The sequence below is a fragment of the Thermomonas paludicola genome (assembly GCF_024498955.1).
Classification (GTDB): Bacteria; Pseudomonadota; Gammaproteobacteria; order Xanthomonadales; family Xanthomonadaceae; genus Thermomonas; species Thermomonas paludicola.
The window spans coordinates 292,449-312,958 of record NZ_CP093311.1 but is presented as its reverse complement, the minus strand read 5'-3'; the positions used below and the strand labels follow the sequence as shown (position 1 = coordinate 312,958).

The following is a 20,510-nucleotide window of genomic DNA, read 5'->3' as shown; positions in this document are numbered from 1 at the left end:
GTGTAGCCGAGGCCGCGTGCCGGGTTTTGCCCTTCAGCCGGCGGCCTGATCCTTGTCCATGGCGTCCAGCCGCAGCAGCAGGCGATCGGGCGGCAGATAGCCGCCGACCAGGCGGCCATCGTCGGTCAGGATCATCGGAGTGCCTTCCAGCCCCATGCGCAGGCCGGCGCGGTACTGCATGTCCACCGGCGTGCGCGTGCAAGCGTGTGGTGCCGGCGGCTGGCCGTTCTTGGCATCGGTCAGCGCCTTCTGCCGGTCAGGCGCGCACCAGACGGCCACCATTTCCTGGTAGTCGGGACTGCCCAGGCCGGCGCGCGGGAAGGCCAGGTACTCCACCCGGATGCCGCGACCGGTGTATTGGGCGATGTCGGAATGGAACTTGCGGCAATAGCCGCATTCCACGTCGGTCAACACCACGACGGTGTGCCTGGTCACGCCCTTGGGCGCAAACACGATGCGATCGGATTCCGGCAGGGTGGCCAACACCTGCTTGCGCAACTTGGCCATCGCCCGCTCGCTGAGGTCGAGGCCCTTGTCCACGTCCAGAAGGCCGCCCTGGAAGATGTACTTGCCGTCATCGCTGACATACACCACCTGGCCCCCGGCGACCACTTCGCGGAAGCCCGCGATCGGAGCCTCGCCGATGCGTTCAACCTGCACACGCGGGTTCAATGCGCGCAGCGCCTCGCGCGCACGCGCTTCCGGCGTGCCGGCGGCGAAGGCTGGCTCGTTCTGCGGCGTCGCTGCAGTGGGAACCGCGCTGGCCTGTGGCGTGGCCGCCGGCTGGGCGCAGGAGGACAGGCTGACACTGAGCAGGGCGGCGAACACGAGCTGTTTCATGGCGACTCCGGAAGCGGGTGGACCCTCGGCTGCGACGGCGGCGCCAAGGCATGCATTCTCGCATGCCTCACCAATGCCGACCGTGCCGGCAGTCATGCGCGCGGATGATGCTGCGCATGCAGATTGCGCAGGCGATCGCGGGCCACCAGGGTGTAAATCTGCGTCGTGGACAATGAACTGTGGCCCAGCAACAGCTGCAGGGCGCGCAAATCGGCGCCGTGATTGAGCAGATGGGTGGCAAAACTGTGGCGCAAGCCGTGCGGGCTGATCTTGCCCGGATCAATCCCGGCCAGCGCCGCATAGCGTTTCACCCATGCCCAGAATGCCTGCCGGCTGGGCACCCCGCCGTCGGCATTCACGAACATCGCCGTCACCGCGCCCGGGGTGCGCACGCCGGCAAGCAGCACCGGGCGCGCCTCCCGCAGGTAGCGTTCCAGCCAATGCCGCGACTCCTCGCCCAGCGGTACCAGCCGCTCGCGGCCGCCCTTGCCGGTAACGCGCAGCACGCCCTGGCGCAGGTTCACCGCAGTCCCCGGCAGCCCCACCAGCTCGCTGACACGCAAGCCGCAGGCATACATCAGCTCCAACATCGCCCGATCACGCACGCCTGTCGCGCTCGCCAGGTCGGGTGCAGCCAGCAGCGCCGCCACCTGCGCTTCGGACAGCGCCTTGGGCAACAGCCGCGGCAGGGTCGGCGGCTGCAACAGCGCGCCGGGATCCTCCTTGCGCAGCCCCACGCGCACCGCATGCGCATAAAAAGCATGCAGACAGGACAGCAGCCGTGCGGTGCTGCGCGGCGAATACCCCTGCCGCGCACGCTGGGCCAGGCACTCGAACAGCGCATCGCGTTCCAGGCCCAGCAAGCCCGGCCGCTGGCGCGCCAATGCCTGCAAATCGCTGCGGTAGGCAGACAAAGTGGCCTGCGCCAGCCCCCGCTCAGCCCACGCCGCGTCCAGAAAGCGCTCGATGGCGTCGGCATCGGCGTCGGCCAGCGGTGGCAAATCGCGGGTGAAGCTGCGGCGGTCGCGGATGGTCGGCATCCACACCAGCGTAGCCCGAGCCGCACGAGCCCGCCTGTATCCTGTGCCGATGCCCGACCACGAACGCCCCTCCCCGCTGATTGGCTGGCGCCTGCTGGCGCTTCTGTACGACGTTTTCCCCGTTCTGGCGCTGTGGTTCCTGGCCGCAGCGGCCTTCACCCTCGCGCTTGGCGATGCGGTCCGCGGCGGCGCGGCGGGGCTCCTGGAATTTGCAGTGTTCTGGGCAATGGCCGGGCTGTACGCCGTGTTCAGTTGGCGGCGCGGCGGCCAGACCATCGGCATGCGCCCGTGGCGACTGCAGGTGGTCGCCGCCAACGGCGCCCGGCCGACCACCGGCGCCCTGTGGCGCCGCTATGCGGTGGGTTCGCTGTCACTGCTGCTGGGCGGGCTGGGCTTCTGGTGGGCCTGGATCGACCGCAGCCGGCTCAGCTGGCACGACAGGGCCAGCAAGACGCGGATGACCCGCACGCAAAAGCCTGCTTCCTGAAGCGCGCTAGCTGCTGCGCCGGCGGAACATCAGATACGACACCGCCAGCATGATCAGCGGCGGCAGCGCATAGGCAACGCGGAAATCGAAACGATAGATGCCGGCCAGACGCGAAAACACCAGCTGCAGCACCCAGAACCCCAGCGCGAACACGATGCCGACGAACACCCGCTTGCCGTAGCCGCCGCTGCGCAGCGAGCCAAACGCAAACGGAATCGCGGCCAGGCACAGCGCCAGCACGTTCAGCGGGTAGAACCAGCGGCTCCAGTAAACGCTTTCGAAGTCGGCCGATTCCAGGCTGTTGCGCTTGCGGTAGTCGATGCTGGCGCGCAGGTCGCTGCTGGCCATGTTGCCCGGCTTGGTCACGCTGGAGGCCAGCGCGGATTCATCCAGTCGCGAGTTCCAGCGTTCCTCGCCCACCTTGCTGCGGCGCACCGACTTGGCATCGAAGGTGGTGCGCTCGACGCCATGCAGCAGCCAGTGGCCGGCCCGATGTTCGGCGACATCGACGTTGGCGACCGAGCGCAGGCGGCCATCTTCGGCGAACTCGAACAGGCGCACGCCGCGCAGCTCCAGCCAACGGTCGTTGCCACGCTGCTTGGGCTCGCCGCTGCGCGCATTGAGGAACATGCCGCCTTCGCGCGCCCACAGGCCGCTGTAGCGGGAGACCACCATGTCGCTGTGGCGCACCGACTTGATGTCCTGCGCGCGCTCGTCGCCCCAGGGCGCCAGCGTCTCGCCGTTCACCACCATCAACGCGGTCAGCACCAGCAGCATCAACACCGCCGACACCCCCAGCCGCCGCCGCGACAGCCCCAGCGCGCGAAGCGCGGTCAGTTCCGACGACGCGGCGAGCTGGCCCAAGCCCAGCAGCACGCCAATCACCGACGCCGTGGGGAACAGGCCGTAGGCCCGGCTCGGGATCGTCAATCCGGTGGCGGCAATCGCATGGTTCACCGTGTAGGCACCCTGCCCCACGTTGCTCATCTCGCCCGCGAACGCCAGCACCACGTCCAACCCCAGCAACACGCCCCAGGCCAGCAGCACGCTGGTCAGCACCACGCTGGCGATATAGCTGTCGTGCAGGCGAGGCCAATGCTTCATCGCCGCCACCATGCCCTGGAAACCTGCCCGTCACGGGCGTACAGCCAGATCCCCAGCCCCAGCATCGGCAGCAGCAGCCACCACAGGCCAACGACCACCGGCAAGCTGCCGTCGGCCAGCCACCGGGTGCCCAGCATCATCATGAAAATGCCCACCAGATACGCCAGGAACCCCAGCAAAATCGCCCCGTGACGCGACTGCCGGGGAGGGCTGCGCCCCAGCGGAATGGCGATCAATGCAAACGCCAGCGCCAGCAGCGTCGGCGCGATGCGCCAATGCAGCTCGGCCCGCGCCGGTGCTGCGCCATTGCCCAGCAGGCGCGCCGTTGACTGGAATTCCGGGTCCTCCAGTTTGCGCTGGTCGTCCGGTGCCGGCAGCTGCATCTCGTTGCGGGCATAGCGCATCAACCGATAGTCGAGGTCTGTCCCCGTGGCCGGCCCTTCCACCCGGAACCCGTCAAGCAAGGCCAGCACGCGCGCGCCGTGGTCGCGATACAGCTCGCCGCTGCGGGCGGTCGCCACATCCATGCGTTCGCCGCGCTCGCGGAAGATGAACACCCGCGCCAACCTGGTGCCATCGCTCGACATTTCGCCGGCATAGGCCACGCCGCCGTTGGCCATGGGGGTGAAGCGGCCCGGCTCCAGCCCGGCCACCAGCAGGTTCTTGTTGGCCTCGATCACCATGCCGCGCGCCACCTGGTTGGCCCACGGCCCCAGCCACAACGAACACAGCGCAATGATCGCCAGTACCGGCAGCGTCACTGCCAGCACCGGACGCAGCAGGCGTTGCGGGCCCACGCCCAGCGCATGCAGCACGTGCATTTCGGAATCGCGATACAGGCGGCCGGTGGCCAGCAACAGGCCCAGCAGCAGGCCCAGCGGCAGGATCAGCGGCAAATAGCCCAGCAGACGCAGGCCAAGCTGCGAGAGCAACAGCGATGGCGGTACCTTGCCACTCGCCATCTCGCCGATCAGGTCGGCGAACACGCCGCCCAGGCTGACCATGCCCAATATCACCAGCGCCGCAAGCACGGCACGGGCAAATTCGGCACTGAGGTAGCGGTCCAGCTTCGGCATCGGGCGCGGGGTTGCTTTAGAATTGAAGGTTCGCTGCGCACAGCATCCGCACCAGTCGCGGTCGCGCATTGTAAGCGACGCCAGCCCGCAGCACCGCCTGCGGACGCCCGCACGTCTTTCGACATTCAGCCCGGATACCTTGTTCGATGAGCCTCGCATTCAACCTGAACCAAACGTCTCCCGCCTCCGCCAGCGTTGATTGCGTGATCGTCGGCGCCTTCGCCGACGGCAGCCTGACCGCTTCGGCACAGGCACTGGACGCCGCCAGCAATGGCCGCATCCGTGCCCTGCTCGAGCGCGGCGACATCACGGGCAAGACCGGCAAGACCACGCTGCTGCACGACCTGTCCGGCGTCACCGCGCCGCGCGTGCTGGTGGTGGGCTTGGGCGATGCCGGCAAGTTCGGCGTGCCGCAGTACCTCAAGGCAATCGGCGACGCCATTCGTCCGCTGAAGACCGGCCCGGTGCGCAGCGCCCTGCTCACCTTGTCCGAAGTCGCGGTCAAGCAACGCGATACCGCCTGGAACATCCGCCAGGCCACCATCGCCGCCGACCATGCGTGCTACCGCTACATCGCCACCCTGGGCGCCAAGAACAAGAAGCGCGACGAAACCGGCCTGGCCCAGCTGCACATCAGCGGCAGCGATGACGGCGCGCTGGCGCAAGGCATCGCCATTGCCGGCGGCGTGGCATTCACCCGCGAACTGGGCGATTTGCCGCCCAACATCTGCACCCCGGACTACATCGCGCAGCAGGCGCAGGACTTCGCCGCACGCAGCCAGCACGTGGACTGCGAGGTGCTGGACGACGCGGCCATGGAACTGCTCGGCATGGGCTCGCTGCTGGCGGTGGCGCGCGGTTCGGCCAACCGTCCCAAGCTGGTGGTGCTGAAGTACGGCAACGGCGGCGACGCCAAGCCGTATGTGCTGGTCGGCAAGGGCATCACCTTCGATACCGGCGGCGTGAACCTGAAGACCCAGGGCGGCATCGAGGACATGAAGTACGACATGTGCGGCGCCGGCAGCGTGCTGGGCACGTTCGTTGCCGCCGTCGGCATGCAGCTGCCGATCAATCTGGTGTGCATCGCCGCTGCCGTGGAAAACGCCATCGACGGCAACAGCTATCGTCCCAGCGACATCGTCACCACGATGTCCGGCAAGACGGTGGAGGTGGGCAATACCGATGCCGAAGGGCGCCTGATCCTGTGCGATGCGCTCACCTACGCGCAACGCTTCCAGCCGGCCGCGCTGATCGACGTGGCCACGCTGACCGGCGCCTGCATGGTGGCGCTGGGCAAGTACGCCACCGGCGTGATGACCAAGGACAGCCACGACCTGGCCCGCGAACTGCTGGATGCGGGTGAAACCGTGTTCGACCGCGGCTGGCAGCTGCCGCTGTGGGACGAATACCAGCCGATGCTGGACTCGGCGTTCGCCGACGTTTACAACATTGGCGGCCGCTGGGCCGGGGCGATCACCGCCGGCTGCTTCCTGTCGCGCTTCACCGACGACCAGCGCTGGGTGCACCTGGACATCGCAGGCAGCGCCTCCGACGACGGCAAGATGGGCATGGCCACCGGACGCCCGGTGGGCATGCTCAGCCAGTGGCTGCTGGATCGCGCGGGCTGACCCATGCCCCGCGCCGACTTCTACCTGATCGACAAACCGCGCTTTCGCGAGCAGCCGCTGCTGCTGGTCTGCGAGCTGGCCAAGCGCGCGTTCGCCGCCGAGCTGCCCACCTTGGTGCTGGCGCGCGATGCGGCGCAGGCCGAGGCGCTGGACGACCTGCTGTGGTCGTTCGATCCGGATGACTACCTGCCGCACCAGATCGCCGGCATGGACGAGGACGAGGACGAGGCGCCGATCCTGATCGCCGCGCCGGACACCGACGTGCCTGCGCGCCCGCTGCTGATCAACCTGCGCGATGCCGCGCCGGCCGGCGGCTTCCAGCGCGTGCTGGAAGTGGTGCCGGCCGACCCCGCCGCGCGCGGCCCGCTGCGCGAGCGCTGGAAGCATTACCAGTCGCTGGGGTTCGACGTGAAGAAATACGATATGTAGTCGCCGTCGTTCCCGCGTTGGCGGGAGCCCAAAAGACGTTGCCTTGATCAAGGCGTCCCGCCCACGGATTCCCGCCTTCGCGGGAATGACGAATCATCCACTGGATTCCCGCCTTCGCGGGAATGACGAGCAGAGCATCGCCATGACCACCCTCGACGCCGGCTACGACCCCAAATCCTTCGAATCGCGCCTGTATGCGCAGTGGGAGGCCAGTGGCGCGTTTTCGCCACAGGGCAACGGTCCCGCCTACACCATCCTGCTGCCGCCGCCGAACGTCACCGGCACCCTGCACATGGGCCACGCGTTCCAGCACACGCTGATGGACGCGCTGGTGCGCTACCACCGCATGCGCGGCTACCGCACGCTGTGGCAGATGGGCACCGACCACGCCGGCATCGCCACCGAGATGGTGGTGGGCCGCAACCTGGCCATCGAGGGCAAGGGCGAGACCCGCGATTCGCTGGGCCGCGAAAAGTTCATCGAAAAAGTCTGGGAGTGGAAGCAGCATAGCGGCGACACCATCGAGCGGCAGATGCGCCGGCTGGGCGCGTCCGGCGACTGGTCGCGCAGCGTGTTCACCATGGACCCGATGCCCTCCGCCGCGATCACCGAAGCGTTCGTGCGCCTGTTTGATGCGGGCCTGATCTACCGCGGCCAGCGGCTGGTCAACTGGGACCCGGTGCTGAAGACCGCGATCTCCGACCTGGAAGTGGCCAGCGAGGAAGAGAACGGCTTCATGTGGTCGATCCGCTACCCGCTGGCCGACGGCGTGACCTACGAGCACGTCGAGGTCGATGCCGACGGCATCGAGACCCTGCGCGAAACCCGCAACTACCTGGTGGTCGCCACCACCCGCCCGGAAACCATGCTCGGCGACACCGCGGCGATGGTGCACCCGGAAGACCCGCGCTACACCGCCCTGCACGGCAAGTTCGTCGACCTGCCGCTGACCGGCCGCCGCATCCCGGTCATCACCGACGACTACGTGGATCGCGCCTTCGGCACCGGCGTGGTGAAGGTGACGCCGGCGCACGACTTCAACGACTATGCGGTGGGCCAGCGGCACTCGTTGCCGCTGATCAACATCTTCACCGATGAGGCAAAGATCATTTCCTCGCGCGAAGACATCGCCGAAAAATATCGCGCCCTCGACCGTTTCGACGCACGCAAGGCGATCGTGGCCGACCTCGAAGCCGCCGGCCTGCTGGTCGAAATCAAGCCGCACAAGCTGCAAGTGCCGCGCGGCGACCGCAGCAGCCAGGTGATCGAGCCCTTCCTCACCGACCAGTGGTTCGTGAAGATGGACGACCTCGCCAAGCGTGGTCTCGAATTGGTGGAGTCCGGCGACGTGAAGTTCGTCCCCGCCAACTGGATCAACACCTACCGCCACTGGCTGGAGAACATCCAGGACTGGACGATCAGCCGCCAGCTCTGGTGGGGCCACCGCATCCCGGCGTGGTTCGACGACGCGGGCAAGGTCTACGTCGGCCGCAGCGAGGCCGAGGTGCGCGCGGCGCACGGGCTCGGCGACGCGCCGCTGCGGCAGGACCCGGACGTGCTGGAAACCTGGTTCTCCTCGGCGATGTTCCCGTTCAGCACGCAGGGCTGGCCGAACGAGGCGAAGATGGCCGAACTCGGCTTCGACGCCGCGCTGCCGACCAACGTGCTGGTCACCGGCTTCGACATCATCTTCTTCTGGGTGGCGCGGATGATCATGATGACCGACCGCCTGGTCGGCCGCGTGCCGTTCCGCGATGTCTACATCACCGGCCTGGTGCGCGACGCGCAGGGCCAGAAGATGTCCAAGTCGAAGGGCAACGTGCTCGACCCGCTGGACATCATCGACGGCATCAGCGCCGATGCGCTGGTCGCCAAGCGCACCACCGGCCTGATGAAGCCGCAGGACGCGCCGAAGATCGAGAAGGCCACCCGCAAGGAGTTCCCGGAGGGCATCAACGCCCACGGCGCCGATGCGCTGCGCTTCACCATGGCCGCGCTGGCCGGCCCGGGCCGCGACATCAAGTTCGACCTGGCGCGCGCCGATGGCTACAAGAACTTCTGCAACAAGCTGTGGAACGCGACCCGCTTCGCATTGATGAACGTCGGCGAAGCCGCGTTCGCGGGTGCGCCGCAACCGAAGACCGATGCGGAGAAGTGGATCCTCGCCCAGCTCGACCGCACCACGGCCGAGGCGGCGGAGCATTTCGCCAACTACCGCTTCGACCTGCTGGCGCAGTGCCTGTACGAGTTCACCTGGAACCAGGTCTGCGACTGGTTCGTCGAATTGGCGAAGCCCGCGCTCAACGGCGATGACACCGCAGCCGCGGACAGCACCCGCCACACCCTGCTGCACGTGCTGGACGCGCTGCTGCGGATGCTGCATCCGCTGATCCCGTTCGTCACCGAGGAACTGTGGCAGGTGGTCGCGCCGAAGCTGGGCAAGTCCGGCAGCATCATGCTGCAGCCGTATCCGCAGGCCGGCGACCTCGATACCGCCTACGCGCGGGCCGATGCCGATATCGAATGGTTGAAGGCGATGATCGGCGCGGTGCGCCGCATCCGCAGCGAACTGGGCGTGTCGCCGGCCAAGCAGGTGGCGCTGCTGGTGCGCGGCGGAAGCGCCGAGGATGCGGCGCGCATCGCCCGCTTCGACGCGCAGCTGCGCTTCCTGTGCAAGCTGGAGCGGATCGAGGCGATCACCGGCGAGCCGCCGGCCGCGGCGCCGGCGGTGGTCGGCGACCTGCAAGTCTTCGTGCCGCTGGAAGGCCTGGTGGACCTGGACGCCGAACGCGCGCGGCTGGACAAGGAACTGGCCAAGCTCGGCGCGGAGAAGGACAAGAGCGAGGCCAAGCTGGCCAAGTTCGGCGCCGGCGTGCCGGCGGCGGTGGTCGAACAGGAACGCCAGCGCCTGGCCGACTGGACGGCCAAGCTCACGGCCCTGACCGACCAGCGAATCCGGCTGGGCTGAGCTGCGCCGGCACCGGCGGGAATTGCTATCTTGAGACAGCGCCCGCCGCCCCCTTCGGAACCCGGGCACGCCCAGCGGATTCACGCCCAACACGTTCAAAGGGATCCTGCACCATGCGCAATCCCGCAACAGTTGAAAACACCGCATACCGGCAGCTGCTGGATGAAGTGGGCGCCTTCGTTTACACCACCGACGCGCAGGGCCACTTCACCTATGCCAACCAGTTGGTCCTGGCGCTGCTGGGGCCAAACCTGACCCTGGAGGACGTCCTCGGCAAGGCGTTCACCGATTTCGTCGATATCGGCGAGAACACCGAACTGCGGGACACCGACCTGCGCGTCCTGCGCGACGGCGAAACCATCGCCCGCGAGGAAACCAACCTGATCCATGCCACCGGCGAATTGCGCTGCTACTGGTCGATGAAGAAGCCGTTGCGCGATGCCGATGGCGCCATCATCGGGATGCTCGGCGTCTCCCACGACATCACCGAGAAAAAGCGGCTGGAAGACAAGGTCCGCGAGCAGAAGGAGCTGCTGGATGCGGTGCTCGACAACGCCGAAGGGCTGATCTACATGAAGGGGGCCGACCGCCGCTTCAAGTACGCCAACCGGAAAGCCGCCGCCGTGCTGGGCCAGCCGGTCGAGAACATCGTGGGCCGCCTGGACAGCGAGCTGATGCCGCGCGAGGCCGCCGATGCGTTCTGGGAAAAAGACCTGCAGATCCTTGCCTCCGGCACGCGTTACGCCGGCGAGGAATCGCTCGTCGATGCCAACGGCCAGCAGCGTCACTACTGGAGCGTGGTGGTGCCGTGGTCGGGCTTCGACGGCATGCCGGTGCTGATCGGCTTGGTTACCGACATCACCGAGCTGCACGAACTGAAGGAAGAACTGCAGCGCCAGACCCGCACCGACAGCCTCACCGGCGTCGCCAACCGGCGCAGTTTTTTCGAGCGCGGAGAGCAGGAGTTCGCCCGCTGCCGCCGCCACGCGTTGCCGCTGGCGCTGATCGCCATCGACATCGACCACTTCAAGCGGGTCAACGACGTCTATGGCCATCCGGTGGGCGACCGGGTGCTGCGCGATTTCACCGACTGCTGCCGGCAGATGCTGCGCGAAGTGGATCTGTGCGCGCGCACCGGCGGCGAAGAGTTCTGCATCCTGCTGCCCGACACCGACCTTGATGGCGCCTATGTCATCGCCGAACGCATCCGCACCATGACCATCGCGTGCCGGCCTTGCGCGGAGCACCCGGCGCTGGGAATCACCGCCAGTTTCGGCATCGTCGCGCTGGGCGATGGCGATGCGCGCTTCGAACACCTGTTCTCGCGCGCCGACCACGCGCTGTACGCGGCCAAGCGGCAGGGTCGCAACCGCAGCGTCGTGCTGGGGGAAGGCATGACCGACGCAGCAGAATGACCTGCGCGCCGATCGCGCAGCCTCACTCGTCGGCCAGCAACTCCATCGCCATCACGATCGCATCCTCGCGCCCGTTGTCGGGCGCCGGGTAATAGCGCGGGCGGCGGCCGATTTCGTTGAACCCGTTCTGCTCGTACAGCGCGATCGCGCGCAGGTTGGAGGGGCGCACCTCCAGGAACACCCGCTGCGCGCCATGGCCGCGCGCGATTTTCAGCAGCGCCAGCAGCATGCGCCGCCCCAGGCCCTGCCGCTCGTGGCCGGGCGCGCTGCACAGGTTGAGCACATGGGCTTCGCCCACCGCGATGCTGAGCACGCCATAGCCCAGCAAGGCCCCATCGGCGCGCTCCACCACCCACATCGCGTAATTGGCCTGCAGGCAATCGCGGAAAATGCCGCGCGTCCACGGAAACGGGTAGGCGCGCTGCTCGATCGCCATCACCGCATCCAGATCGGCCTCCCGCATCGGACGCAGGCTGGGCGCATCGGTGTCGACATAGGCGCGCGCCTGATTCATGGCCTGCCCCTGCGCAGGGCACGCAGCTGCGGCCACAGCGCGCGTTTGGCGGCGCCATTGCCGCGCAACGACGACACGCCAGCGACGATTCCCGGCTGCACCAGCAGCAGCTCAGGCGACACGCCTGCCGCCTTGGCCAAGCGCGCCAGCATCCCCGCATCGATGTCTGTCGGCAGCGGCTCCGCCGCCGCGGCGGGCAGGCGATACAGCACATGGCCCAGCTCGGCCAACGCCGTGCGCTGGAACGCATCCCAACTCAAGCAGCGCCGTCCTGCGCTGGCAGCTTGCGCCGGCGGAACCAGAGCAACGGCCCGGACAAGGCATACAGCGTGGACGCAGCCAGCAGGGTTTCCGCGGGCGCGATCCACAGCGCAATCAAAATGGCCACCACCAGCACCAGCACGAAAAACGGCACCCGGTCGGCCTTGGGGCCGTGCCCGCCGCCTTTGAAGCTGCTGTAGCGGATGCGGCTGACCATCAATAGCCCGGCGGTGACGGTCAAACCCAGCGCGGCATAGCGCAGCTCTTCGCCCGACCAGCCGAATTCCTGGCACACCCAGACGAAGCTGGCCATCAATCCCGCTGCCGCCGGGCTGGCCAGGCCGACGAACCAGCGCTTGTCCACGGTGCCGACCTGGCTGTTGAAGCGCGCCAGCCGCAGCGCCGCGCACGCCGCATACAGGAATGCCGCCAGCCAGCCGATCTTGCCCAGGGTCATGCTGTCCTGCTTCAGCGCCAGCAGCGCCCAGTGGTACATCACCATCGCCGGGGCCATGCCGAAGCTGATCAGGTCGGCCAGCGAGTCGTACTGCACGCCGAACTCGCTCTGCGTATTGGTCAGCCGCGCCACCCGGCCATCCAGCCCATCCAGCACCGCCGCCACGAAAATGGCGATGCAGGCGGCTTCGAAGCGGCCCTGCGAGGCCGCGATGATGGCGAAGAAACCGCCAAACAGGCCACCGGTGGTGAACAGGTTGGGCAGCAGGTAGATGCCGCGAACGCGCGGCCGGGGGGCGTGGGAGGTGTCGATTTCGTCCATGTGCCCAGTGTACGGGGTTGCGGTGGAGGCGGCGCAGTGCTGGAATCGACGCAATATCCCCCGGAGCTTCCCATGCGCATCACCCACACCCTCGCCATCGCCCTGCTGCTGGCCAGCGCAGCCACCCCGTCGCTGGCCCAGCAGCAACAGCGCGTCTATCAATGGAAAGACGCCAACGGGGTCACCCATTACGCCGACACCGAGCCGACCGCGGGGCACAAGACCCGCGACATCGACGTCCGTTCCGGCACCGCGGCCGACCCCAATGCGGCCAAGCCGGTGGAAAACGAACAATGCACCAACGCCCGCGCCAACGCCCTGCGTTTGCAGGGCAGCGGCGCCGTGGGCATTGACACCAATGGCGACGGCAAGCCGGATCGCAACCTGACCGCCGACGAGCGCAAGTCGCAGCTCGAACTGAACCAGGCCGCGGTCAAGGCCTTCTGCCCACCCTCCAAATCATGAAACAGGCCGCTCTACTGCTGCTGGCCATCGCCGCCGGCGCGGCGGCGTGGTGGTGGTATTCCAGCGAGATGCCGCGCCGCGAACGCGAACGCATGGCCGCCGCCGAAGTTGCGGCAATCCAGGCCGAACGCGCCAACGCGCTGTATCGCTGGCGCGATGACGCGGGCGCCCTGCACGTCACCCAAAGCCCTCCGAAGGGCCGCAAGTACGAACGCATCAGCCGCATTCCGGCCGATGGCATCGAGGTCCACGGCGAACGCGATTGATCGCCTGCATCACGCGGCGCAGGGCCTGGCGGCGGGAGCATGGCAAAATGCCTGCTTTCCGCCCGCGAATTCCCCATGCGCCTGTCCCGATTCCACCTCCGCACCGAAAAAGAAACCCCCGCCGATGCCGAGATCATCAGCCACAAGCTGATGCTCAAGGCCGGCATGATCCGCAAGCTCGCCGCCGGCCTGTACACCTGGTCGCCGCTGGGGCTGCGGGTGCTGCGCAAGGTCGAATCGGTGGTGCGCGAGGAAATGAACCGCGCCGGCGCCATCGAGATGACGATGCCGTCGGTGCAGCCGAAGGAACTGTGGGAAGAAACCGGGCGCTGGGCGAAATTCGGCCCGCAACTGCTGAAAATCCGCGATCGCAAGGATCAGGACTACTGCTTCACCCCCACCGCCGAGGAAGCCGTCACCGACTTTTTCCGCCAGGAAGTGGCCAGCTACAAGCAGCTGCCGCTCAATTTCTACCAGATCACCAGCAAGTTCCGCGACGAAATCCGCCCGCGCTTCGGGGTGATGCGCGCGCGCGAATTCATCATGAAGGACGCCTATTCCTTCCACGTCGACGACGATTCGCTGCACGCCGAATACCGCAACATGTACGACACCTATTCGCGCATCTTCACCCGGCTGGGGCTGAAGTTCCGCGCGGTGGCGGCGGATACCGGCGCGATCGGCGGCAGCGCCTCGCACGAATTCCACGTGTTGGCCGACTCCGGCGAAGATTCCATCGCCTATTCCGACAGCTCCGATTACGCCGCAAACGTGGAGCTGGCGGAAGCGGTGTCCCGCGATTCCCGGCCCGCGCCCGCCGAAGCCCTGCGCGAAGTCGCCACCCCGGTGCAGAAAACCTGCGACGAGGTCGCCGCGCTGCTTGGCATTCCGCTGCAGCGCACCGTCAAATCGGTCGCCATCATGGCCACCAATGCCGACAACGAAGCGCAATTCGTCCTGGCGCAGGTACGCGGCGACCATTCGGTCAATGAAATCAAATTGTCGAAATTGCCGGGCCTGGCCGATTACCGGCTGGCCACCGAGGCGGAGATTCTCGACTACCTAGGCAGCGAGCCCGGCTTCCTTGGCCCGCTCGATGCGAAAAAGCCGATCCGCGTCATCGCCGACCGCAGCGTGGCGGCCATGGCCGACTTCGTGGTGGGCGCCAACAAGCCCGGTTTCCATATTGCCGGCGTGAACTGGGGGCGCGACCTGGCGGAACCGGAAGTCGCCGACATCCGCAATGTCCTCGCCGGCGACCCTTCCCCGGACGGCAACGGCCTGCTGGGCCTGTGCCGCGGAATCGAGGTTGGCCACGTGTTCGCGCTCGGCCGCAAATACTCCGAGGCGATGAAATGCACCGTTCTGGACGCCGGCGGCAAGGCGGTGCATCCGGCGATGGGTTGCTACGGCATCGGCGTTTCGCGCATCGTTGCCGCGGCCATCGAACAGAATCACGACGACGCCGGCATTCTGTGGCCGGCGGCGATGGCACCGTGGCAAGTGGCGGTGTGCGTGATCAATCCGAAGCAGGATCCGGCGCTGGCCGCCGCCGCCGACGCCCTGCACGCGGAATTGATTGCCGCCGGGCTGGATGCAGTGCTCGACGACCGCGGATTGCGCGCCGGCGCGATGTTTGCCGATATCGAACTGATCGGCATTCCGCACCGGGTGGTGGTCTCCCCGCGCGGGCTGGAAGCCGGCACGTTCGAATATCGGGCGCGCAGCGCCGGCGAATCCGAGAATCTCGACAGGGAGGCGCTGCTGGATAAACTTCGCATCTGAATGGATATATCCTTCCTGCTGGATATTGTTAATCCACCGGTATATGATCCGCGCGTCCAAAGGACTGGATATTTCCTTCATCCCAACAATAAGAAGCCAACCATGACCGTGAATATCGAAAGCCTCAATCCTCAGGAACTTGCCGCACTGATCAAGCGCGCCAACAGCCGCCGCAAGGTGCTGTCGAAGCGCAAGCCGGCTGCACAGGCCAAGGCGGCCGTCGCAAAGGCGCTGAAAGCAACCGGCTGGACCTTCGAGGAACTGTTCGGCAAACCCGGCGCCCATGCCGCTGCGCCGTCGCCGAAGAAGGCCCGCAAGGTCGCCAAGGGTCGCCGCGGCGCCAAAGTGGCGCCGAAATACCGCGATCCCGCCAATGAAAAGAACGTCTGGTCCGGCCGTGGCCGTCAGCCGCTGTGGCTGGCCGCGGAAATCGCCAAGGGCGGCACGCTGGAAAGCTTCCTGATCAAGTGATGCTGCTGCCGCGATGATTCAAGCTGCAGGAAACGCCGGCGCAAGCCGGCGTTTCGTTTTCCGGGCCGGAATTCAGAGATTGCGGCGGGCGCTGACCAGCAAGTTGCCGAATACCAATCCCGCCAGCAGGGCCATCAGGGTATTCAGCGCCGCCAGCGCCGCATCCTGGCCCGCATCGATATTCTGCGATTGCACCAGCGAGATCACCCCGCGCAGCGCAACGCTGCCCGGCACCAGCATGATGATGCCGGGCAAGCGAACCAGCGCGCCCGGCCGGTTGGCGGTGCGCGCATACAGATTGCCGGCCGCGGTCGTCAGCAGCGCCGCCAGGAACACGCCCGCCGGCGCCCCCAGCCACTCCCCGCCGAACCGTGAAATCACATAACCGCTGGCGGCTGCAATCATCACCAGCAGATAATCGCGGCGATGCGCCTGGAACAGCACGGCAAACGCATAGGCGGCCACCACCACCGCGCCCCACACCACCCATTCGGGCTGCGGCCGCCAGGCGCGAACCTGCGGCTCGATGCCCAGCAGCCCGGCGGCGGCCAGTGCAATGGCGGTCCCGATGGTCAGATTCACGATGGTCATCAGCGCGCCCGCGAAACGCGCCGTGCCCGACACCAAATGGCGGCTGGTCAGCTCGTTGGTTGCCAGCGCCAGCGTCATGCCGGGCAGCAGCACGATCAGCGAGGCGATGATCACCGTATTGAGATTCAACGGCCCGACCAGGCTGCTGACCAGAATCGTCACGCTGCCGGCCAGCAGCCCCGACAGCGCCTCGAACCCCTCATGCAGGCGCGGCCGCGATTGCGCGGCCAGGACCAGCAGGCCAATCAACAGGCCAATCGTCCCGGCGGTGGCAATGTCCAGCCAGGGCAGGCGCAGCAACCCCGCCACCGCCGCCGACGCCAGCGCAAACGCCAGCGCCAGCATCGCCCGCCCGCGCGGCCCGGGCGGGCGTTCCAGCGCGCGCAGCGCGGCGCGCCCGGCAGGAATGTCCATGCGCCCGGAAATCACGTCTTCGGCAATCTGGTCGGCATCGCACAGCTTGCGCAGATTGGTGTCGCCCAGGCCCGGCCGGATCAGCCGGGTGGTGTCCGACTCGCCCACCGGGCGCGTGGGATCGCTGAACGTCAGGATGATCCCGGTCGGGTTGGACCACGGCTCGCAGGCCAGCCCCAGGCGCTTGGCCACCAGCTCCAGCGCGGCCTCCAGCCGCTGCGAGGTGGTGCCATAGGCATGCAGGTGGCGCGCCAATTCGGCCACGAAGGCGATGCGCTCGGTGTAGGTGGCGTCGGTGTTGGCATCGCGGTTGGGCATGGCGCAAGCATGGCATGCGATGGCCTCGCATTCACATGTCACCGCGTCATTGCGTAAGCTTGGCTGTCAGATGACCCAGGCCAACGACCAATACGCCCCCACCGCGAGCGTCGCCGACGGCGATGCGGGCACGTTGTGCCTGCACGGCCGCTGGACGCTGCGCTTCGCCGATGCCATTGGCGAAGCCCTGCGCCGCGCGCCTGCCGCCGCGACCATCGATGCGCGCGACTGCGAGCGGCTGGATACGCTCGGCGTGCTGCAGCTGATGCGCCACGCCGAGCGCCTGGACATGGATTTCTCGGCATTCCGCTTCCGCGACGACCAGATGCCGCTGGTCGCGGCCATCGAGGACATTCGCGACGACCGCCCGGTGCGCGAGCGCGAATACGGCGTGCGCGCGATGCTGGAGCGGGTCGGCTTCCGCGTGGTTGAGAACTATCGCGAAACCATGGCACTGGTCAGTTTCTTCGGCGAAGTCCAGCTGAAGATACTGCGCCTGTTCAAGCAGCCCAGCCGATTCCGGCTCACCGCCACCGTGCACCACATGGAGGAAATCGGGCTGGATGCGGTGCCGCTGGTGGCGCTGCTGTCGTTCATGGTGGGCGCGGTGATCGCATTCCTCGGGGCGATGGTGCTGGCCGATTTCGGCGCCACCATCTACGTGGTGGAACTGGTCAGCGCCGCGTTCCTGCGCGAATTCGGCGTGCTGATGACCGCCATCCTGCTGGCCGGCCGCACCGCCAGCGCCTTCACCGCGCAGATCGGCATGATGGTCAACCGCGAGGAGATCGATGCCATCCGCGTGCTGGGCATGGACCCGGTGGACCTGCTGGTCATCCCGCGCGTGCTCGCGCTGCTGGCGATGCTGCCGCTGCTCACCTTCATTTCGATGATCGCGGGCCTACTGGGCGGCATGGCGGTGGGCGCGTTCAGCCTCGACATCCCCGCGGTTGCCTATCTGGCGCGCATGCACGAAATGATGGAAATGCGGCATTTCGTGGTGGGCATGGTCAAGGCGCCGGTGTTCGCGCTGGTGATCGGCCTGATCGGCTGCCTGGAAGGCTTGCAGGTGAAAGGCACCGCGCAATCGCTTGGCGAGCGCACCACCTCCAGCGTGGTGCAGGCCATTTCGATGGTGATCGTGATCGACGCTTTCGCCGCCCTGTGGTTCATGCAGATGGATTACTGAGCATGGCCATCGCAACCGCCATGCGCACCCTGGACGGCGTCGCCATCGGCGATGCGCCGTTCATCCGCGTGCGCGGGCTGGTGAACCGCTTTGGCGACCAGGTGGTGCACGACGGCGTGAACCTGGACGTGCACCGCGGCGAGATCCTCGGCGTGGTGGGCGGCTCCGGCTCCGGAAAATCGGTGCTGATGCGTTCGATCCTGGGCCTGCGCCGGCCACAGGCCGGGCGCATCCACGTGCTGGGCGTGGATGCGATGGTGGACGATGCCGCCACTCGCCGTCACATCGAACGCAACAGCGGGGTGCTGTTCCAGGACGGCGCGCTGTTTTCCTCGCTGACCGTCGGCGAGAACGTGCAGGTGCCGCTCAAGGAGTATTACCCCGGGCTGTCCGATTCGCTGCGTTACGAACTGGCGCTGCTGAAGATCAAGCTGACCGGGCTGCCGGCCAACGCACTCGACAAACTGCCATCGCAGCTGTCCGGCGGCATGCGCAAGCGCGCCGGGCTGGCGCGCGCGCTGGCGCTGGACCCGCCACTGCTGTTCCTCGACGAACCCACCGCCGGGCTCGACCCGATCGGCGCGGCGGCGTTCGACGAGCTGATCCTGACCCTGCGCAATGCGCTGGGCCTGACCGTGTTCCTGATCACCCACGACCTGGACACGCTGTACGCCATCTGCGACCGGGTGGCGGTACTGGCCGACCGCACGATCATCGCGGCGGCGCCGCTGGCCGAGCTGGAACAGCTGGACCACCCGTGGGTGCAGGAATACTTCAATGGGCCGCGCGGACGGGCAGCGCGCACCTCGGTGGAAGGAAACGACTGATGGAGCACACCTGAGATGGAGACGCGTGCCAACTACGTGCTGATCGGCGCATTCACCCTGGTGGTGACACTGCTCCTGCTGCTGTTCACGCTATGGGCCAGCCGATTCTCCGCGTCGCGCGACTGGCGCCAGTACAAGGTCGTGTTCAGCGAGCCGGTCACCGGCCTGACCGAAGGCGGCAGCGTGCAATACAACGGCCTGGGCGTGGGCACGGTGGAAGACCTGAGCCTGGACGAACACGATGCGCGCAAGGTGATCGCGCTGCTGAAGCTGAAGTCCAGCACCCCGGTCAAGGCCGACACGCGGGCCAAGCTGTCGCAGCAGGGCATCACCGGCACGCCGTTCATCCAGCTCACCGGCGGCAGCCCCGACGCGCCCGCGCTGCAGCCGCCGGCCGACGGTGGCCCGCCAATCATCCGCACCGAACCGTCGGCGCTGCAGAACATCGCCGACACCGCCAATCGGCTGGTGGCGCGGCTGGACATATTGCTCAGCGAAGACAACGTCCGCAGCATCACCACCACGCTGGCCAACCTGGAGCAGACCACCAACAGCATCGCCGGCCAGCGCAAGGACATCGCCCAGCTGATCGTCAATGCACGCGACGCCGCCGCCGCCATGAAGACCACCCTGGACAGCGCCAACGGCACCATCCACGGCATCGACGACAACCTCGTGAAGCGATTGCCGGGGATGCTGGACAAGCTGGATGCCACCGTCGCCAAACTGGATTCGGTCGCCGGCAACGCCAACTCGCTGCTGGCCGAAAACCGGCCGGCCATCAGGAGCTTCACCCGCGACAGCCTGAGTCAGGTGGAGCCGACCCTGATCGAACTGCGCACCCTGGTGCGCGACCTGCACGCGATCAGCAACCGCCTTGAAGACAACCCCGCGCGCTACATCCTGGGCCGCGATGCGCCAAAGGAGTTCGACCCCAAATGACGCCTTTCCCGCGACTTGCCCCGCTGCTGCTGACCGGGGCGCTGCTGCTGGTCGGCGGCTGCAGCATCATCGGCGGCCCCAGGCAGCCGTCCACCCTGTATGCGCCGGAGCCGCGCATCCAGCCTGACCCGGCCTGGCCGGCGGCAAGCTGGTCGCTGTCGCTGGCGCACAACAGCGAGCCCCGCATGATGGACAGCGGGCGCATCGTGGTCAGCCCGGTTGCCGGCGAACTGCAGGTGTATCGCGGCGCCGGCTGGGTGCGCGCACCCGGCCTGATGGTGGAAGACGCCGTCCTGCAAACGCTGGAAGACAGCGGCAAGCTCCCCGCCGTGGCCCGCCAGGGCAGCGGCATCGCGGCCGACTACCGGCTGTGGCTGGAGGTTCGGCAGTTCAAGGCGGACTATGCCGGCGGCACGCTGCCGACGGCGGTGATCGAGGTCAATGCCAAGCTGCTGCACCTGCAGGATGCAACCATCATCGGCAACCGCACCTTCCGCCAGGAACAGCCCGCCGCCACGGCCGAGGTGCCGCAGGTGGCCGACGCCTTCGCCCTGGCGCTGGGCGCCATCGGCCGCGATCTCGCCGGCTGGGCTCTGCAAACCGGGCAAGCGCACGAGACGCTGCCGCATCGATGAAATGTGAGGGTCTTGATTGCCGGCTCCAGTCCCAGCCCGGACAATGGCGACCATGCCCGAGGAGAAC

Annotated in this window: 21 protein-coding genes; 13 read left to right on the top strand and 8 right to left on the bottom strand. The window is 67.3% G+C overall.

Features of this window, described 5'->3' with window-relative positions; translation table 11 throughout:
* Window positions 1–33: 33 nt before the first annotated feature.
* Complete coding sequence (locus LIW09_RS01400; RefSeq protein ID WP_256646211.1) at window positions 34–840, bottom strand: DsbC family protein; 807 nt, start codon at window positions 838–840, stop codon at window positions 34–36.
* A 92-nt stretch (window positions 841–932) separates the two neighbouring features.
* The gene (gene xerD / locus LIW09_RS01395) at window positions 933–1,880 is read right to left on the bottom strand and encodes a site-specific tyrosine recombinase XerD (protein ID WP_256646210.1); all 948 of its coding nucleotides are present in this window, start codon (window positions 1,878–1,880) and stop codon (window positions 933–935) included.
* A 49-nt stretch (window positions 1,881–1,929) separates the two neighbouring features.
* Between xerD and LIW09_RS01390 the strand changes: the two genes are divergently transcribed.
* Window positions 1,930–2,367: an RDD family protein gene (locus LIW09_RS01390; RefSeq protein ID WP_256646209.1), complete on the top strand. Its 438-nt coding sequence runs from the start codon at window positions 1,930–1,932 to the stop codon at window positions 2,365–2,367.
* A 6-nt stretch (window positions 2,368–2,373) separates the two neighbouring features.
* Here the strand turns inward: LIW09_RS01390 and lptG are convergent, their stop codons facing one another.
* Entirely contained in the window at window positions 2,374–3,471 is a 1,098-nt protein-coding gene (lptG, locus tag LIW09_RS01385; RefSeq protein ID WP_256646208.1) for an LPS export ABC transporter permease LptG, read from the bottom strand.
* Window positions 3,468–4,547, bottom strand: a complete 1,080-nt coding sequence (gene lptF, locus LIW09_RS01380; RefSeq protein WP_256646207.1) for an LPS export ABC transporter permease LptF — start codon at window positions 4,545–4,547, stop codon at window positions 3,468–3,470. The genes lptG and lptF overlap by 4 nt, the downstream gene beginning before the upstream one ends.
* A 146-nt stretch (window positions 4,548–4,693) precedes the next feature.
* On the opposite strand from lptF, the gene LIW09_RS01375 reads away from it, so the two are divergent.
* The 4 genes from LIW09_RS01375 (at window position 4,694) to LIW09_RS01360 (ending at window position 10,987) form a co-directional block, all read left to right on the top strand.
* Window positions 4,694–6,175 (top strand): leucyl aminopeptidase, encoded by a 1,482-nt coding sequence (locus LIW09_RS01375; RefSeq protein WP_256646206.1) that lies wholly within the window; start codon window positions 4,694–4,696, stop codon window positions 6,173–6,175.
* A gap of 3 nt (window positions 6,176–6,178) precedes the next feature.
* A complete protein-coding gene (locus LIW09_RS01370; protein ID WP_256646205.1) occupies window positions 6,179–6,604 on the top strand; it encodes a DNA polymerase III subunit chi in 426 nt (141 codons plus the stop codon).
* A 142-nt stretch (window positions 6,605–6,746) separates the two neighbouring features.
* On the top strand, window positions 6,747–9,572 hold the full coding sequence (locus tag LIW09_RS01365) for a valine--tRNA ligase (protein WP_256646204.1): 2,826 nt from the start codon (window positions 6,747–6,749) through the stop codon (window positions 9,570–9,572).
* Between the two features lie 113 nt (window positions 9,573–9,685).
* Window positions 9,686–10,987, top strand: a complete 1,302-nt coding sequence (locus tag LIW09_RS01360; RefSeq protein ID WP_256646203.1) for a sensor domain-containing diguanylate cyclase — start codon at window positions 9,686–9,688, stop codon at window positions 10,985–10,987.
* A 22-nt stretch (window positions 10,988–11,009) separates the two neighbouring features.
* Here the strand turns inward: LIW09_RS01360 and rimI are convergent, their stop codons facing one another.
* The 3 genes from rimI to pssA are packed head-to-tail and all read right to left on the bottom strand — an operon-like array spanning window position 11,010 to window position 12,540.
* On the bottom strand, window positions 11,010–11,501 hold the full coding sequence (gene rimI / locus LIW09_RS01355; protein WP_256646202.1) for a ribosomal protein S18-alanine N-acetyltransferase: 492 nt from the start codon (window positions 11,499–11,501) through the stop codon (window positions 11,010–11,012).
* Entirely contained in the window at window positions 11,498–11,761 is a 264-nt protein-coding gene (locus tag LIW09_RS01350; RefSeq protein ID WP_256646201.1) for a hypothetical protein, read from the bottom strand. Before LIW09_RS01350 ends, rimI begins: the two co-directional genes overlap by 4 nt.
* Window positions 11,758–12,540 (bottom strand): CDP-diacylglycerol--serine O-phosphatidyltransferase, encoded by a 783-nt coding sequence (pssA, locus tag LIW09_RS01345; protein ID WP_256646200.1) that lies wholly within the window; start codon window positions 12,538–12,540, stop codon window positions 11,758–11,760. Before pssA ends, LIW09_RS01350 begins: the two co-directional genes overlap by 4 nt.
* 72 nt (window positions 12,541–12,612) lie before the next feature.
* On the opposite strand from pssA, the gene LIW09_RS01340 reads away from it, so the two are divergent.
* The 4 genes from LIW09_RS01340 (at window position 12,613) to LIW09_RS01325 (ending at window position 15,527) form a co-directional block, all read left to right on the top strand.
* The gene (locus LIW09_RS01340) at window positions 12,613–13,005 is read left to right on the top strand and encodes a DUF4124 domain-containing protein (RefSeq protein ID WP_256646199.1); all 393 of its coding nucleotides are present in this window, start codon (window positions 12,613–12,615) and stop codon (window positions 13,003–13,005) included.
* Window positions 13,002–13,271 carry a DUF4124 domain-containing protein gene (locus LIW09_RS01335; RefSeq protein WP_256646198.1) on the top strand — a complete coding sequence of 90 codons (270 nt, stop codon included), beginning with the start codon at window positions 13,002–13,004 and terminating at the stop codon, window positions 13,269–13,271. The genes LIW09_RS01340 and LIW09_RS01335 overlap by 4 nt, the downstream gene beginning before the upstream one ends.
* A 75-nt stretch (window positions 13,272–13,346) precedes the next feature.
* The gene (locus LIW09_RS01330) at window positions 13,347–15,056 is read left to right on the top strand and encodes a proline--tRNA ligase (RefSeq protein WP_256646197.1); all 1,710 of its coding nucleotides are present in this window, start codon (window positions 13,347–13,349) and stop codon (window positions 15,054–15,056) included.
* Window positions 15,057–15,527 (top strand): H-NS histone family protein, encoded by a 471-nt coding sequence (locus tag LIW09_RS01325; RefSeq protein WP_256646196.1) that lies wholly within the window; start codon window positions 15,057–15,059, stop codon window positions 15,525–15,527.
* Window positions 15,528–15,599: 72 nt separating this feature from the next.
* Here LIW09_RS01325 and LIW09_RS01320 read toward each other — a convergent pair whose 3' ends face one another.
* On the bottom strand, window positions 15,600–16,850 hold the full coding sequence (locus LIW09_RS01320; protein WP_256646195.1) for a threonine/serine exporter family protein: 1,251 nt from the start codon (window positions 16,848–16,850) through the stop codon (window positions 15,600–15,602).
* 70 nt (window positions 16,851–16,920) lie between these two features.
* Here LIW09_RS01320 and LIW09_RS01315 point away from each other — a divergent pair, with 70 nt between their 5' ends.
* The 4 genes from LIW09_RS01315 to LIW09_RS01300 are packed head-to-tail and all read left to right on the top strand — an operon-like array spanning window position 16,921 to window position 20,443.
* On the top strand, window positions 16,921–18,039 hold the full coding sequence (locus tag LIW09_RS01315; RefSeq protein ID WP_256646194.1) for an MlaE family ABC transporter permease: 1,119 nt from the start codon (window positions 16,921–16,923) through the stop codon (window positions 18,037–18,039).
* Window positions 18,040–18,041: 2 nt separating this feature from the next.
* The gene (locus LIW09_RS01310) at window positions 18,042–18,866 is read left to right on the top strand and encodes an ABC transporter ATP-binding protein (protein ID WP_425507900.1); all 825 of its coding nucleotides are present in this window, start codon (window positions 18,042–18,044) and stop codon (window positions 18,864–18,866) included.
* Window positions 18,867–18,881: 15 nt separating this feature from the next.
* The gene (locus LIW09_RS01305; protein ID WP_256646193.1) at window positions 18,882–19,808 is read left to right on the top strand and encodes an MlaD family protein; all 927 of its coding nucleotides are present in this window, start codon (window positions 18,882–18,884) and stop codon (window positions 19,806–19,808) included.
* The gene (locus LIW09_RS01300) at window positions 19,805–20,443 is read left to right on the top strand and encodes an ABC-type transport auxiliary lipoprotein family protein (RefSeq protein ID WP_256646192.1); all 639 of its coding nucleotides are present in this window, start codon (window positions 19,805–19,807) and stop codon (window positions 20,441–20,443) included. The genes LIW09_RS01305 and LIW09_RS01300 overlap by 4 nt, the downstream gene beginning before the upstream one ends.
* Window positions 20,444–20,510 lie beyond the last annotated feature (67 nt).

Excerpts from the sequence above, each read along its gene's own strand:
- LIW09_RS01375 (WP_256646206.1), top strand. The coding sequence starts at position 4,694 with ATGAGCCTCGCATTCAACCTGAACCAAACGTCTCCCGCCTCCGCCAGC.
- LIW09_RS01305 (WP_256646193.1), top strand. The coding sequence starts at position 18,882 with ATGGAGACGCGTGCCAACTACGTGCTGATCGGCGCATTCACCCTGGTG.
- LIW09_RS01330 (WP_256646197.1), top strand. The coding sequence starts at position 13,347 with ATGCGCCTGTCCCGATTCCACCTCCGCACCGAAAAAGAAACCCCCGCC.
- LIW09_RS01335 (WP_256646198.1), top strand. The coding sequence starts at position 13,002 with ATGAAACAGGCCGCTCTACTGCTGCTGGCCATCGCCGCCGGCGCGGCG.
- LIW09_RS01370 (WP_256646205.1), top strand. The coding sequence starts at position 6,179 with ATGCCCCGCGCCGACTTCTACCTGATCGACAAACCGCGCTTTCGCGAG.
- LIW09_RS01400 (WP_256646211.1), bottom strand. The coding sequence starts at position 840 with ATGAAACAGCTCGTGTTCGCCGCCCTGCTCAGTGTCAGCCTGTCCTCC.
- pssA (WP_256646200.1), bottom strand. The coding sequence starts at position 12,540 with ATGGACGAAATCGACACCTCCCACGCCCCCCGGCCGCGCGTTCGCGGC.
- LIW09_RS01315 (WP_256646194.1), top strand. The coding sequence starts at position 16,921 with ATGACCCAGGCCAACGACCAATACGCCCCCACCGCGAGCGTCGCCGAC.
- LIW09_RS01390 (WP_256646209.1), top strand. The coding sequence starts at position 1,930 with ATGCCCGACCACGAACGCCCCTCCCCGCTGATTGGCTGGCGCCTGCTG.
- rimI (WP_256646202.1), bottom strand. The coding sequence starts at position 11,501 with ATGAATCAGGCGCGCGCCTATGTCGACACCGATGCGCCCAGCCTGCGT.
- LIW09_RS01340 (WP_256646199.1), top strand. The coding sequence starts at position 12,613 with ATGCGCATCACCCACACCCTCGCCATCGCCCTGCTGCTGGCCAGCGCA.
- LIW09_RS01300 (WP_256646192.1), top strand. The coding sequence starts at position 19,805 with ATGACGCCTTTCCCGCGACTTGCCCCGCTGCTGCTGACCGGGGCGCTG.
- lptG (WP_256646208.1), bottom strand. The coding sequence starts at position 3,471 with ATGAAGCATTGGCCTCGCCTGCACGACAGCTATATCGCCAGCGTGGTG.
- LIW09_RS01320 (WP_256646195.1), bottom strand. The coding sequence starts at position 16,850 with ATGCCCAACCGCGATGCCAACACCGACGCCACCTACACCGAGCGCATC.
- LIW09_RS01325 (WP_256646196.1), top strand. The coding sequence starts at position 15,057 with ATGGATATATCCTTCCTGCTGGATATTGTTAATCCACCGGTATATGAT.
- xerD (WP_256646210.1), bottom strand. The coding sequence starts at position 1,880 with ATGCCGACCATCCGCGACCGCCGCAGCTTCACCCGCGATTTGCCACCG.
- lptF (WP_256646207.1), bottom strand. The coding sequence starts at position 4,547 with ATGCCGAAGCTGGACCGCTACCTCAGTGCCGAATTTGCCCGTGCCGTG.
- LIW09_RS01360 (WP_256646203.1), top strand. The coding sequence starts at position 9,686 with ATGCGCAATCCCGCAACAGTTGAAAACACCGCATACCGGCAGCTGCTG.
- LIW09_RS01365 (WP_256646204.1), top strand. The coding sequence starts at position 6,747 with ATGACCACCCTCGACGCCGGCTACGACCCCAAATCCTTCGAATCGCGC.
- LIW09_RS01310 (WP_425507900.1), top strand. The coding sequence starts at position 18,042 with ATGGCCATCGCAACCGCCATGCGCACCCTGGACGGCGTCGCCATCGGC.